This is a genomic window from Mesorhizobium sp. WSM4308, from assembly GCF_002294905.1.
In the GTDB taxonomy this organism is placed as follows: domain Bacteria; phylum Pseudomonadota; class Alphaproteobacteria; order Rhizobiales; family Rhizobiaceae; genus Mesorhizobium.
Map to the genome: position 1 here is coordinate 1 of NZ_NSFW01000001.1, position 13,853 is coordinate 13,853.

Genomic DNA, 13,853 nt, shown 5'->3' on the forward strand with positions numbered 1-13,853 from the left:
AGCCTATGGTGTAGATGAAGACGATCAATGAGCCCGAGAAGATGCCGCCGGTCGAAAGGGGCAGGATGACGGTGCGGATCGTTTGCGCAAGTGTGGCTCCCATGCTCGCCGAGGCGCGAACAAGGTTGGCGTCGATATCGCGCATCGCGGCATAAACGGGAAGCAGAAAGAGCGGCAGCATGTAGTGAACCATGCCGATCAGCGTTCCGGTGAAATTGTAGACCAGCGGCAATGGCTCCGCTGTCAGGCCCGAACCTGTCAAGGCCGTGTTGATCAGGCCTTCGCGCCGCAACAGCACGAGCCAGCCATAGGTGCGCACCAGAATGGAGGTCCACAACGGCAGCATGACGAAGGCCATCAGCAAATTGGCCACCCTTGGCCTGACGCTGGCGAGGGCGAGCGCCAGCGGGGTGCCTAGAAGAATGCAGAACGCCAGCGTTCCAAAGGACAGCTCAACGGTTGTCACGAGTGCCGCCCATGTCAACCCGCTCGACAGCACCTTCTCGTAATTGCCGACGCTATAGTCGCCGCCCGTGGTCAGGAAGGATTGCCGGATGATCCATAGGATAGGCAGTATCGCCGCCAGTCCGACGATGAAAAGCGCAGGCAGTGAAAGCGAGAGGAAGAACCGCCGCTCGCGTCGAGCGTCTGCCGCCAGCGCAGGATCGGCAAGGACGGTCACGCTACCGCTCCCGGTATCGGGTGAACTTTCGCTGCTGGCGCATAGGCGGTCACCCGCTGACCGGTGGCGAGTTCGGCGCAGCCGCCGGCAAGTGCGGACGGTATGCAGACCAGGATCTCCTGGCCGCCATCAAGCGCCAGAGTCAAAAGCCAGTTCTCGCCGCGAAACGCCTTGGCACGCAGCGTTCCCTCAAGCGCCACCCCGTCTCGTCCGACGATTTTCGCATCAAGATGGAAGCTTTCCGCGCGGATCATCAGGGTCTCGTGCGACGCATCGGCGCCGTCGATTCTGCGTGCTGCTCCTGGGCCCACAATGTTGGCCTCGCCCATGAACTCCGCGACGAAGCGGGTCGATGGACGATCATAAATCTGCTGTGGCGTATCGATCTGCTGAATGCGGCCGGAGTTCATCACCGCAACCCGGTCTGACATGATCAGTGCTTCGCGCTGGTCGTGCGTCACATAGATCGTGGTGATCCCCAGATCATCGTGCAGACGCCGGATTTCGTACTGCATGGTTTCGCGCAGATTCTTGTCGAGCGCCGACAGCGGCTCGTCCATCAGCATCACGCGTGGCTCAAAGACGATCGCCCGCGCCAACGCCACCCGCTGGCGCTGGCCGCCGGACAATGCGGCAATGTCGCGCTCCGCCAGACCGTCCAGCTTGACGCGGGCCAAGGCGTCAAGCGCTCGCCGACGCGCCTCCGCTTTCGGTGTCTTGCGCAGTGCCAACGGATACTCGACGTTCGCCAGGACGTTCATGTGTGGAAACAGGGCATAGTTCTGAAAGACTATGCCGATGTCCCGCTTGTTGGGGGCCAGGCGAGTGATGTCGCGATCCCCCAACAAGAGTTTACCGCGATCGGGTCGGACAAAACCGGCCAAAGCCATGAGCAGCGTGGTCTTACCCGACCCGGATGGCCCCAGCAATGTGAGGAATTCGCCAGCCCGAATGTCGAGTGAGACATCATCCAGCGCGACGTAAGACCCATAGGCCTTGCGCACGCTGTCGATGGTGATCGGGAGCGACTTCATCATGTGCTGCAACCCTAGAGTTGACGAATTCGAGGCTCAGCGGTTCATCATTTCATCGAAGGCTTTTTGGGCGGCCTCGCCGTTCTTGACCCACCAATCCGCGTTCGAGAACACCGAAGTTCCGGCATTTTCAGGAGCCGTCGCCAAGGTCTTCAGACGATCTTTGGGGATAAGACCGCCCTCATAGCCCGCAGGATTGACCGGACCATAGGCTATGAAGTCGGTCAGCTTCGCCACCCGTGCGGGCTGCGTCATCGCAGCGATCAGCTTCATGGCCGCTTCCTTGTTGGGCGCTCCCTTCGGCACCCCAAGGCAGTCCGTGCCGATTACGGAACCTTTGAATGTATAGTCGACCGCGCCACCATCCGCTTTCACCGTCTGGGCTCGCCCATTCCAGGTCACGACCAGATCCGCCTCGCCGTCTTTCAGCAATTGCGCTGACTGGGCTCCCGAAGTCCACCAGACCGAGACATTCGGTTTGATCGCCTCAAGCCGCTTGATGGCGCGCGCCAGGCCCTCTGGCGTGCTGAGCGTGGGATAGACGTCCGCCGGCGCCACGCCATCGGAGAGCAGCGCGATCTCGATCAAGTCTTGCGCGTTGGCGCGCAGGGCGCGACGGCCCGGGAATTTGGCGACGTCCCAGAACTCAGCCCAGGTCTTCGGTGGATTCTGGCCATAGGTCTTGGTGCTCCACGACATGACGGTGCCATAGGAGTCGAACGGATAGCAGTAGTCGGACTTTGCGCCGTCCGGCACGGACTTTGGATCGATGATCTTGTAGTCGAGCGGCTCCAGCAGAGACTGTGCGGCCGCCTGCGCGCCTTCCGGTGAGCCCAGGTGAATGATGTCTGTCGAGACCGCACCCGAGGTGACCTGCATCTTCAGGGCAGCCAGGCCGTCGCTCTGCGTCTCCTCGCGGACGTCGTAGCCAAGCTCCTTTGCAGCGGGGCCCCACATAGCCGTTTTCACGGCGTTGCCATAATCGCCGCCCGCGGTCGTGATGGTTACCGTCTGAGCACAGACGGGCAAGGCAGCGGTGACTGCGATTGCGGCCAAGGAAATGCGTAGCCAGGACATAGGTTCTCCTCCTAGGATTCATCGAAATGTCGCTCAAAAGAGCTGTTTTCTTTTAATCGTAACGTTACGATTGCATCCAAAGGCGCCAGAGTCAAGGCGCTTTAGCAAGAGCTTGGATTGACCGTGAGGTGGAATCCGGTAACGTTGCGACGGTCAGCAAAATCAGCCGGCGCATTCGCAAATGAAGTCAGGCGACAATGGCCAATCTAAAACAGCTCGCGGCGGAACTTTCCCTTTCGGTGACCACGGTGTCGCGCGCTCTCAAGGACGGGCCGGAAGTGCATCCCTCGACCATGGCGCGCGTCAAGGAGGTGGCAAGGCGGGTCGGCTATGTCCCAAATCATCACGGTCGCGCGCTCAAAACCGGACGAACCCTGACGCTGACGGCAGTGCTGCCGATGGAAACGCGCGACTACCTCTCCGACCTGGCGAAGCTTCCCTTGATCGAGGGCATGACGCTGGCGACGAGGAGAGCGGGTTATAGTCTATCCATCTATTCCACCACGCCCGACGACGATCCCGTCGAAAGCGTGCAGCGTCTGCTTCAGGCGCGCAGCGCGGACGGCCTGATCATCACGCGCATGGTCTCGGACGATCCGCGCGTCAAGCTACTGCTGGATGAACGCATCCCGTTCGTGGCGTTTGGAAGAACCGACCTGGACATCGCGTATCCCTACGTCGATATCGACAATGAACAGATTGCCTATGAGGCGACCCGACGGCTCATGGACAAGGGCTGTCAACGCATTGCGCTGCAGCTTCTCGTTCCGGAGGATCAGGCGAGTGTCATGCGTCTTGCAGGCTATGCAAGGGCGATGGCCGAGGCCGGTATTCCGCTCGACCCATCGCTGATCGGTCATGGCACGCTCACGATGGAATCGAGCGCTGCATGGTTCGATCACCTGCTGGCGTCGTCGGATCCGCCGACCGGCCTGGCATGCGCCAACGAACTGGGCCTGCTGGGAGCATTGCACGCTCTCGGCAGGCGCGGTCTTGAGCCTGGCCGCGACGTTCACATCGTTACCCGAGACAACACGCGTCTCTCGCGTTTCCTGCCGGCGAAGATCGGCGTTCATTCGGTAGACATGGCAGACGTCGGGCACAAACTTATCGAAGTCCTCGAGAGCCGGATCGCCAATCCGCTTGGTCCGGTCGCGACGATCTTGCTGCAAGGCAGGTTCGAGCCGGCCGAATAGTCCGTTCGCAGACTGAAGCCACATTTGTGCGGCACGGCGCAAACCCGCCTGGCCGCAAGATGTTCTGGACTTCACTCGGCAGGCGCCGCCCCGACCTGGCCGGCGACTTCCTGATCGAGTTCCGCCAGGAAATCGGTGATGCGCGCGGCATTGTCGCCAAGGTCGTAGCGGCCGTAACGCGAAGCCGACCGCATATCGACGATCACGCTATCGCCATTGTCCGTCACGCGGATCGCCACATCGGCCGGAAGTCCGAGCACGAAGCCCTTGGCGACAGCGGTAATGGTCACGTCGCTTTGCCCGGCAAGGTCGGGATAGGGTTCGGAAAGATCCCAGCTGCGCCGGTCGAGCACGGTTTCGACGGCATTGACGATGGTCTCGAATGGCAGGTCGTAGCTGCGCGCGGTGACCAGCGGATAGCTGTCGGCCTGCAGCCTCTGTTCGCCCGGCGTCGATGGGGACAGCACATTCATGTCCTTGGTCCGCTCGCTGACGTCGAGCGCGGGCGGCTCATCGAAATCGGTCGAAATGTCCCTGAGCGGCGGGTAGATCGTCGCCCAGTAGGCGGCAACGCCATAGGGAACCAGCACCAGCATTGCCAGCAAGGCGCCGACGGTCAGGTCGCGGCCGCCGCGATCGCCGAATTTCCATAGTCTCGAAAAGGCGAAGGCGGCGAACAGCAGCGCCAGCGCCGCCAGCAACGCGACGATGCCGAGCACCCACAGGAACACCGGCGTTTCGACGAGATCGAAGCGGTGGCCGACGAAGTCGGTCAGCAAAAGCACCGCTGAAAACGCGGCCGTGCGGCGCGACCAGCCGGCAGCCTTCGACGTTCGCCGTTCGGGAATGCTAACCATGGTTCTCTGCGTTGCCCCAGCCCGGACGGAGGTTTAGTGCCTTTTCGCGGCGGCTTGAAGCCGAAACACGCAACATCCCCTCAATCCGTCGGCAGGCGGTAGTCCCTGAACTGCTGGCGCAAGGTGATCTTCTGGATCTTGCCGGTCGCGGTATGCGGTATTTCGCCGACGAAAGCGACATCGTCGGGCATCCACCACTTGGCCACCTTGCCGTCCATGAAGCCGAGAATATCCGCCTTGGTCGGCTCCTTGCCCGGCTTGGCGACGACGACCAGCAAGGGCCGCTCGCCCCATTTCGAATGATGGACGCCGATGGCCGCGGCTTCCGCGACGTCCGGGTGGCCGACGGCCAGGTTCTCGAGCTCGATGGTCGAAATCCATTCGCCGCCGGACTTGATGACGTCCTTGGCGCGATCGGTGATCTGCATGTAGCCGCCGGCGTCGATGTGAGCGACGTCGCCAGTGTCGAACCACCCGTCCTCGTCGAACTGCCCGGAGCCAACACCGCCATAGTAGGCGCGGGCAACGGCCGGTCCGCGCACTTTCAAACGGCCAAATGTCTTTCCATCCCAGGGCTGCGCGTTGCCGTCGTCGTCGGTCACCTTCATTTCGACGCCGAAGGGCGGGTAGCCCTGTTTCTGCTGCACATCGAGCCGGGCTTCACCCTGGAGACCGGCATAGTCCGGCTTCAAGGTACACAATGTGCCGAGCGGCGACATTTCGGTCATGCCCCAGGCGTGGATGACCTGGACGTCGTAGTTCTCCTGAAACTTGGTCATGATCGCGCGTGGACAGGCAGAACCGCCGATGACGACCTTGTTCAGATAGGGAAGCTTCTTGCCGGTCTCCTCCAGATATTGCAGCAGCATCATCCAGACGGTCGGCACGGCGGCGCTGAAGGTCACCTTCTCGGTGTCGAGCAATTCATAGATCGAGGCGCCGTCCATCTTGCAGCCGGGCATGACCAGCTTGGCGCCGATCATCGGCCCGCTCTGGCCAAGGCCCCAGGCATTGGCGTGGAACATCGGCACAACCGGCAGGATCGTGTCGCGCGACGACAGGCCCATCGCGTCGGGCATGGCGGCGATCATGGCGTGCAGCACGTTCGAGCGGTGGCTGTAGACGACGCCCTTGGGATCGCCTGTGGTGCCTGATGTATAGCACATGCCGGCTGCGGTGCCTTCGTCGAAAGTCTTCCAGGCGAAGTCGCCATCGACCTCGTCAAGCCAGTCCTCATAGGCGACGGCATTGGGCAAGGTCGTCTGCGGCATGTGCGCCTTGTCGGTCAGCACGATCACCTTCTTCAGCGATTTGACGGCACCGACGATCTTCTCCAGCAGCGGTATGAAGGTGAGGTCGACGAAGACGGCCTTGTCCTCGGCATGGTTCATGATCCAGACGATCTGCTCGGGAAACAGGCGCGGATTGAGCGTGTGATAGATCGCGCCGACCCCCATGATGCCGTACCAGGCCTCGAGGTGGCGCGCCGTGTTCCAGGCCAGCGTGGCGATGCGGTCGCCCAACCCGTAACCGTCCCGCTCCAGCCGCTGGGCGACCTTGAGAGAACGACGATGGAGGTCGGCATAGGTGGTGCGCACGATCGGCCCCTCGATCGAGCGCGACACGATCTCGCGCACTCCATGCTGCCGTTCGGCGTTGTCGATAAGCTTGTGGCACAGCAGCGGCCATTCCTGCATCAGCCCCAGCATCCGGTTTCCTCCCTCGCGCATTTTGCGTCGTAGCTTTGGCGCATTGTGAAGCGAACCGGCGGATTGTCCAGTCACCCGCTCGCGCGGGACACGAATTTCGGGACCCGTGCCGCAACGGCAAGCAGTTGAATTTTGACATGTTTTGGATTTTGGACTGCTGGGCATTCGTGCCACCGCGATGGCAGGAGGGTCAAAAACATGTCAGCCGCGACGGTGTCCTATCCCACGAAATGACCGGGAAATCCGCCACAATCCGGCCATCGTCGGCGTTAAGCTTCGTTAACGGGTAAAGGGGGCGATTGGCGACTGAAAGAGGTTCGCATGGACACGCAGCTCGACGAAAAAGCCCTTGAGAGCACACTTGCCGAAAGCCTGGCCGATCTGGTGCCGGACGAAAAGACTGTTTCCGAAGACGAATTTGTTGAAGTTGTCGGCGGCGCGCTTGAAGCGGTCGGCGGCACGCTGCTGTTCAAGATGTGCGTCCAGAACGAAGGGGAAGGCCAGCACGTCGCGGCCGCATCCGTCGGCGCTGGAGGCAATCGCCAGTTCCTGCTGCTCACCTTGCCGACCGGCGGCGGCTCGCTGAAAGTCGAGACCGTTTCCAGAAGCAGCAACCCGGTTGCGGGCATCGCGGCCGCCTATGCCGGACTGATGGACGCATTCAAGACCGCCGCCTGAGCCTCGGCTGACGCTCGAAAGCCCTGTCGTGCCACGCCTCGGCGATTGGCGCGCCTGTTTTCGTGATCCGAACCCACCTTGCGCAACAGCTGTGCCCGCCACACTTTAAGGGGCCACGCAAGGAGAACCAGCATGGACAAGATCGCCAATCCGGCCCCCGGCTTCCAGCGCAACCCCGACAAGATCATCACCATCGAGCCCTATATCGGCACCGTCACGGTGCGCGCCGGCGATACGGTCATCGCGTCGTCCACCAAGGCCAAGGTGCTGACCGAAGCGCCCTATCCCGCCGTCTTCTACATTCCGTTCGCCGACATCGATTTCGACAGGCTGAGCGGCACCGAACACTCGACCCATTGCCCCTACAAGGGCGATGCCAGCTATTGGAGCGTGCTGCCTGCCGGCGAAACCGGTCAGAATGCGATGTGGGCTTACGAGCGGCCTTTCGACGAAATGACCGAAATCCGCGACCACGGTGCGTTCTACGCCAGCAAGGTCACGATCGAAGCCAAGCCGGGTTGAGCAAGAGTCAGCTCCAGCACGTGCTGCGGGATCAGTCCGTGGTACCGTGATTGCCCGTGCCGTCGGCGTCGTCGAGGCGCACGAAGGTCACGCCTTTGGCCTTCAGCGCCAGCAGACCCTGCACCACGCCCTCGCCGGCGGCGTGGGTCGGCTGGTTGATGTGTGAGATGATGACGTCGCCGTCCTTGGCCGCGGCGATGCGCTTGGCGGTTTCCTTGGCGCCGAGCAGCGAACCGCCATCGCCATTGATCGAGAAGCCGGCAATCTTGAAGCCGAGCTTGCGGATCATCGCGATCGCCGAGGGGCTGTATTCGGCGGTTGCACCGCGGAACCATTTGGGCGCCGGCTCACCGGTCCTGGCAAGCGCCGCGGCCCCTGACTCGACTTCGGCCAGCACGGCATCCGGGCTTCCGGCGCTCTTTATGCCATAGATTTTTTGCGGCGAGTCGACCGCCGGAATGTGGTGGCCGCCGTGATTTTCCAGTTCGAAAAGGTCAGGATGCCCCCGCATGATCTCGACGGCTGCCGCATTGCGCTTCAGCCAGATTCCGGTGACGAAAATGGTGGCGGGGATCTTGTTTTCCACCAGCGCCGAGAGAATGCGCGTGTCGGTCTGTCCGTCGCAGGCGTCGAGCGTGAGCGCAACGCGGCCCGCTCCGCTCGCCGCGGGCTTGATGTGCAGCGTGGGCTCGACCAGCGTCGCGGCATGGGCGCTGCATACAGCCACCAACGACATGGCGATCGTGCAGAGATGTCTTTGCAGCAGACGCATCAAACCGAATTCCTGATTGGCGATTTCAAGCCGGCATCCAAAGACCCCCATGAAGGCGGAAATCGGACGATGGATAGCAGAAAAATGCATGGCGCGGCAATTTGACCGCACTGGTGCAAGCGCCATTCGGTAGCCTGACGATCAGTCGTCCTTCAGACAGCACGCTCCCGCTTCATCTCGGTGCGATTGCGCAATGCCTTGATCTCCCTATCCGCGCTCCGCTTTCGCCACCTGTACCGCGGCCTGCGCGGCCGCCAGCCTGGCGATCGGCACGCGATAGGGTGAGCACGACACATAGTCGAGCCCGACCTCCTCGCAGAAGCGGATCGATGCCGGGTCGCCGCCATGTTCGCCGCAGATGCCGAGCTTGATGTCGGGGCGTGTCGCCCTGCCCTTCTGCGCGGCCATGCGCACCAGTTCGCCGACGCCATCGATGTCGAGCGAGACGAACGGATCCTGCTCGATGATGCCTTTCTGGCGGTAGGTCTCCAGGAACGAGGCCGCATCGTCGCGAGAGATGCCGAACGTGGTCTGCGTGAGGTCGTTGGTGCCGAAGGAGAAGAACTCGGCTGTAGCGGCAATGACATGGGCGCGGATCGCCGCGCGCGGCAGCTCAATCATGGTGCCGGTCAGGTAATCGATCTTGACGCCGCTCTCATCCATGACGCTCTTGGCGACCGCATCGATGCGCGCCTTGACGTAGTCGAGTTCCTTCACCAGGCCGACCAGCGGCACCATGATCTCGGGCACAACCAGCGCGCCGGCCTTCTGGCCGGCCTCGACTGCAGCCTCGAAAATGGCGCGTGCCTGCATCTCGGCGATCTCGGGATAGGAGACGGCCAGCCTGCAGCCGCGATGGCCAAGCATCGGATTGAATTCGTGCAAGGCCTCGGTGCGCTGCCTGAGCTTGTCGGGCGACACATTCATGATGGCCGCGACCTCGGCGATTTCGGCCTCGGTCTTGGGCAGGAATTCGTGCAGCGGCGGATCGAGCAGGCGGATCGTCACCGGCAGGCCGGCCATGATCTCGAACAGTTCCAGGAAATCCGAGCGCTGCATGGGCAGAAGCTTGGCAAGGGCGGCACGCCGGTCCTTCTCGGTGTCGGCCAGGATCATCTCGCGCATGGCGACGATGCGGGCACCGTCGAAGAACATGTGCTCGGTGCGGCAAAGTCCGATGCCCTCGGCGCCGAAGGAACGCGCCATGCGGGCATCGAGCGGCGTTTCGGCGTTGGTGCGCACCTTCATGCGCCGCACCGCGTCGGCCCATTCCATGATCGCGGCGAAATCGCCCGACAGTTCGGGCTGCAGCATCGCCACGGCGCCCTTCAACACCTGGCCGTTGCCGCCGTCGATGGTGATGATGTCGCCCTTGCGGAAGGTCTGTCCCATCGAGAGCAGCGTGCCGGCCTTATAGTCGACGCGCAGGGACCCGGCGCCCGAGACGCAAGGCTTGCCCATGCCGCGCGCGACGACGGCGGCGTGGCTTGTCATGCCGCCGCGCGTGGTCAGGATGCCCTCGGCCGCATGCATGCCGTGGATATCCTCGGGGCTGGTCTCGATGCGCACCAGGATAGCCTTGCGGCCCTGTGCCTTCAGGTCCTCCGCATCGCCGGAGGAAAAGACGATCTCGCCGGTGGCAGCGCCCGGCGATGCCGGCAGGCCGACGCCGATGACGTCGCGCGCGGCCTTCGGGTCGATGGTCGGGTGCAGCAATTGGTCGAGCGAGGCCGGGTCGATGCGGGCGACGGCTTCCTCCTTCGTGATCAGGCCGTCCCTTGCCATTTCGACGGCAATCTTCAGTGCCGCCTTGGCGGTGCGCTTGCCCGAGCGGGTCTGCAACATCCACAACTTGCCGCGCTCGATGGTGAATTCGAGGTCCTGCATGTCGCGATAGTGCTTTTCCAGGCTGTCGGAGATGGTGACGAAGGACTGGAAGGCATCCGGCATCAGCTTCTGCAGCGACGGCTTGTCGGAGCCGGCGGCGATGCGGGCGGCCTCGGTGATGTTCTGCGGCGTGCGGATGCCGGCGACGACATCCTCACCCTGTGCGTTCACCAGGAATTCGCCATAGAGCTGCTTTTCGCCGGTCGATGGGTTGCGGGTGAAGGCGACGCCGGTGGCCGAAGTCTCGCCCATATTGCCGAACACCATGGCCTGGACGTTGACCGCCGTGCCCCAGCTTTCGGGGATGTCGTGCAGGCGCCGGTAGGTGATGGCGCGGTTGTTCATCCAGCTCGAGAACACCGCGCCGATGGCGCCCCAGAGCTGCTCCTGCGGATCCTGCGGGAACGGCCTGCCGAGCTCTTCCTCGACCTTGGCCTTGTAGAGCGCGATCACGCCTTGCCATTCGATGGCCGTCAGCTCGGTGTCGAGCTCATGGCCGAGGCTTGCCTTCTGGTCTTCGAGGATTTCCTCGAACACCTCGTGATCGAGGCCCATGACGACATCGGAATACATCTGGATGAAGCGGCGGTAGCTGTCATAGGCAAAGCGCGCATCGCCGGAATCGGTGGCCAGCGCCTCGACCGTTTCGTCGTTGAGGCCAAGATTGAGCACAGTGTCCATCATGCCCGGCATCGAGGCGCGAGCCCCGGAGCGCACCGACACCAGCAGCAGCTTCGACGGATCGCCGAACCGGCGCCCGGTCAGCCGGCCGATGTGATCGAGCGCGACCGCGACGTCGCCTTCCAGCCCCGCCGGATAGGCGCGCCCATTGGCATAGTAGGCATTGCAGACCTCGGTGGTGATGGTGAAGCCTGGCGGCACCGGCAGGCCCAGGCTGCACATCTCGGCCAGGTTGGCGCCCTTGCCGCCCAGCAGATTCTTGTCGCCGGCACGGCCTTCCGCCGCACCATCGCCAAAGGTGAAAACCCATTTGGTCATGCTTTGCTCTCCGGTTGCAGGAGATTGGAAAGATTGGCGAAACGGAAGGTTCCACCCTGGTCCGACTTTGGACCGATATGATGCTGCAGTGCGAAAGGCAAGCGCCGGCGGAGCCGTCCCGCCGCTACAATCGATTAAGAAAAAGCCTCGCTTGGGCATGCGTCAAAAAGACTTGCCACCTCACGACTTGATGACTAGAACATAAAGAGAACAAAGGTGCTCCATGCAACTGACCGGAAAACTCGACTATCTGGAAATGCCGGCGACCGGCGGCACGCTGGACCGGTTGAAGGCTTTCTACAGTGCCGCCTTTGCCTGGTCGTTCACCGATTACGGGCCAACCTATTCGGCCTTTGCCGAGGGCCTGGATGGCGGTTTTCAGGCCGATGCCGCGGAAGCACCAGCCAAGCCGCTGCCCGTGCTCTATAGCGACGACCTCGAGGAAACCCTCGGCGCCGTCGAAAGTGCAGGCGGCACGATCATCAAGCCGATCTTCCCGTTTCCCGGCGGCCGGCGCTTCCACTTCGTCGATCCGGCCGGAAATGAGCTGGCTGTCTGGGGGCAATAGCCCACCCGAATGGGATCCGGCTGCCTTGTGGATTGCTCGATCGGGGCGTTCCTGCCCTCGCATAAGCATTGTGCTTTTCGGCTGCTCTGCTAATAACGCGCCGCACAAGCGACTCTGACGGCTATTGGGGCGTCGCCAAGTGGTAAGGCATCGGTTTTTGGTACCGACATTCCCAGGTTCGAATCCTGGCGCCCCAGCCAAACTGGACTCCCTGTCGACAAAGCTATCTGCTGTGCACCCTTTGCTGCGCCGGCTGCGACCGTTTCCGCAAGTAGATCAAACGGTTGCCTGAAGACCGGATGAACCTCGCCTTGATCCCATTGGCAGTTCGACAGCACGAGATTCAAGAGCCGCTTTTTCTCGTGCGCAGGCTGTTTCGCAAACAGTCGGCTGGCGTTGCGTGCCAGCTCCAACAGCCGGATGCCGTCCTCCATGTACGATTCCTCGGCGCTACCATGACGCTCTATCTCGCGAAGCAGCCGCGTCTGTTCAGTTCGCCACTGTGCCGACATCCTGTCGTAGAAGGCGTTGTCGATGCGGCCATCGAGCTTGTCGAGATACATGGCGTGCAGCCGAACCTCGAGCCGATTGTGCTCGACCTGGCATCGATGGATCGCCTGTTCCTGCTCGCGACGCTCGTCGGCGTGGCTGGCCATGAGGGCTGCCTTCACCCATTCCAGTATCTCTTCGTCGAAATGCAGTCGGTCGAGCAGCTTGGCGAATGCCTGATCGAGCACTTCCTCGCGGACATATTTGCGCCGACAGTCACCGTATCCGCCTCGGCCTTTGTTGGTATGCCCGGTGCAGTGATAGTAGACGTATTTGCCCTTCTTGATCTCCGCTACGACGGCGCAGCCGCATTCGGTGCAAGTCATCAGGCCGGTAAAGGCGAACTCGTTTCCTATCGGGTGGGTCGGCACCGCATTGCGGCCCGTCAGGATGCCCTGGACCCGCTCCCATAGTTCGATCGATACGAGAGGTTCGTGCTTACCATGGTGCAATTTGCCGTTCCACTGGAACAGTCCCGTATAGAGGCGGTTGCGCAGGATCATATGCACGGTGCTGACCGGAACGGGATTTCCGCTGTTGGGATAGATCAGCCCATCGCCATGGGCTGCCTTAGCCAAGGCCTTGAGCGAATACTGGCCGGTTGCGTAGCGCTCGAAGAGCTGCGTGACGACCGGAGCCAGTTCAGGATGCGGCTCGATAACCTTCTTGCCGTCCTTCCCCGTTGTGTTGACGTAGCCGAGCGGAGCCTTTGTCGGCCAGATGCCCTGCTCCGCTTTCTCCATCTGCCCCTTGCGGGCTTCTTCCGACAGGTTGTCGATATAATTCTTGGCCATCAGGACCTTGATGCCGTGCATGAATTTTTCAGATGAGCGCGAGTCTCGCGACAGCGTCACACCTTCTTTCGCAAGGTGGATTTCCACATCCAACTCATCGAGAGTCACCCAGTCCTTCAGGTTGCGATAAAGGCGGTCGGTCTTCTCGACCAGGACGCTTTGAATGCCGGGATGCTTTCGCAGATATTTGACCATCTCGCTGAAGTTGGTCCGGCCCGTGGTCTTGGCCGTCTCGACGTCGATAAACTCCTGCACGATGTCGAACCGATGTTGCAGGGCGTAGTCGCGCAGCAGCTTGCATTGCGCCGGGATCGAAAAGCCTTCCTTCTCCTGCTCCTTGGAGGAGACGCGCGCGTAAAGCAGCGCCTTTACAAGGCCTACGGGCTTAGCGGTCCGGACAAGTCGCTGGTTCACCTGGGGTGCCTCCTCGTTCATCGCACGGTCGCACAACCAAAGGCCATCACGTGAGCATGAAGCGCAAGCTATTTGCCCCGGTCAATCCGTTCCCATTCGGCAAGGATACGGAAAA

At 62.0% G+C, this 13,853-nt stretch carries 14 protein-coding genes and 1 tRNA gene; 8 read left to right on the forward strand and 7 right to left on the reverse strand.

What is annotated here, in order from left to right; translation table 11 throughout:
• From CK227_RS00005 to CK227_RS00015, 3 genes are all read right to left on the reverse strand, one after another.
• Positions 1-682, reverse strand: a 682-nt coding sequence (locus tag CK227_RS00005) for an ABC transporter permease (RefSeq protein ID WP_095770955.1), incomplete at its 3' end; no start/stop codon positions are given.
• Entirely contained in the window at positions 679-1,716 is a 1,038-nt protein-coding gene (locus tag CK227_RS00010) for an ABC transporter ATP-binding protein (RefSeq protein WP_095771417.1), read from the reverse strand. The genes CK227_RS00005 and CK227_RS00010, both read right to left, overlap by 4 nt.
• Before the next feature lie 36 nt (positions 1,717-1,752).
• Complete coding sequence (locus CK227_RS00015) at positions 1,753-2,793, reverse strand: ABC transporter substrate-binding protein (RefSeq protein WP_095770956.1); 1,041 nt, start codon at positions 2,791-2,793, stop codon at positions 1,753-1,755.
• 197 nt (positions 2,794-2,990) lie between these two features.
• Between CK227_RS00015 and CK227_RS00020 the strand changes: the two genes are divergently transcribed.
• Positions 2,991-3,989 (forward strand): LacI family DNA-binding transcriptional regulator, encoded by a 999-nt coding sequence (locus CK227_RS00020; protein WP_095770957.1) that lies wholly within the window; start codon positions 2,991-2,993, stop codon positions 3,987-3,989.
• Positions 3,990-4,060: 71 nt separating this feature from the next.
• On the opposite strand, the gene CK227_RS00025 is transcribed toward CK227_RS00020, so the two are convergent.
• Positions 4,061-4,846, reverse strand: a complete 786-nt coding sequence (locus CK227_RS00025) for a DUF1499 domain-containing protein (RefSeq protein ID WP_095770958.1) — start codon at positions 4,844-4,846, stop codon at positions 4,061-4,063.
• A gap of 80 nt (positions 4,847-4,926) precedes the next feature.
• Positions 4,927-6,555 carry a fatty-acid--CoA ligase gene (locus CK227_RS00030; RefSeq protein ID WP_095770959.1) on the reverse strand — a complete coding sequence of 543 codons (1,629 nt, stop codon included), beginning with the start codon at positions 6,553-6,555 and terminating at the stop codon, positions 4,927-4,929.
• A gap of 321 nt (positions 6,556-6,876) precedes the next feature.
• On the opposite strand from CK227_RS00030, the gene CK227_RS00035 reads away from it, so the two are divergent.
• Positions 6,877-7,233: a hypothetical protein gene (locus CK227_RS00035; protein WP_095770960.1), complete on the forward strand. Its 357-nt coding sequence runs from the start codon at positions 6,877-6,879 to the stop codon at positions 7,231-7,233.
• Between the two features lie 132 nt (positions 7,234-7,365).
• Positions 7,366-7,755: a DUF427 domain-containing protein gene (locus CK227_RS00040; protein ID WP_095770961.1), complete on the forward strand. Its 390-nt coding sequence runs from the start codon at positions 7,366-7,368 to the stop codon at positions 7,753-7,755.
• A gap of 31 nt (positions 7,756-7,786) precedes the next feature.
• Here CK227_RS00040 and CK227_RS00045 read toward each other — a convergent pair whose 3' ends face one another.
• Both CK227_RS00045 and ppdK read right to left on the reverse strand, forming a co-directional pair.
• A complete protein-coding gene (locus CK227_RS00045; RefSeq protein WP_095771418.1) occupies positions 7,787-8,527 on the reverse strand; it encodes a polysaccharide deacetylase family protein in 741 nt (246 codons plus the stop codon).
• 207 nt (positions 8,528-8,734) lie between these two features.
• A complete protein-coding gene (ppdK, locus tag CK227_RS00050; protein WP_095770962.1) occupies positions 8,735-11,413 on the reverse strand; it encodes a pyruvate, phosphate dikinase in 2,679 nt (892 codons plus the stop codon).
• Between the two features lie 223 nt (positions 11,414-11,636).
• On the opposite strand from ppdK, the gene CK227_RS00055 reads away from it, so the two are divergent.
• The 5 genes from CK227_RS00055 (at position 11,637) to CK227_RS37115 (ending at position 13,792) form a co-directional block, all read left to right on the forward strand.
• A complete protein-coding gene (locus CK227_RS00055) occupies positions 11,637-11,981 on the forward strand; it encodes a VOC family protein (RefSeq protein ID WP_095770963.1) in 345 nt (114 codons plus the stop codon).
• A gap of 125 nt (positions 11,982-12,106) precedes the next feature.
• Positions 12,107-12,181 (forward strand) — tRNA-Gln (locus tag CK227_RS00060).
• A gap of 99 nt (positions 12,182-12,280) precedes the next feature.
• On the forward strand, positions 12,281-12,943 hold the full coding sequence (locus tag CK227_RS37110) for a hypothetical protein (RefSeq protein ID WP_245318032.1): 663 nt from the start codon (positions 12,281-12,283) through the stop codon (positions 12,941-12,943).
• 21 nt (positions 12,944-12,964) lie between these two features.
• Complete coding sequence (locus CK227_RS00070) at positions 12,965-13,360, forward strand: hypothetical protein (protein WP_143750474.1); 396 nt, start codon at positions 12,965-12,967, stop codon at positions 13,358-13,360.
• 39 nt (positions 13,361-13,399) lie between these two features.
• Positions 13,400-13,792, forward strand: coding sequence for a hypothetical protein (locus tag CK227_RS37115; protein ID WP_245318033.1), 393 nt, complete (start codon positions 13,400-13,402; stop codon positions 13,790-13,792).
• The last annotated feature ends 61 nt before the right edge of the window (positions 13,793-13,853 follow it).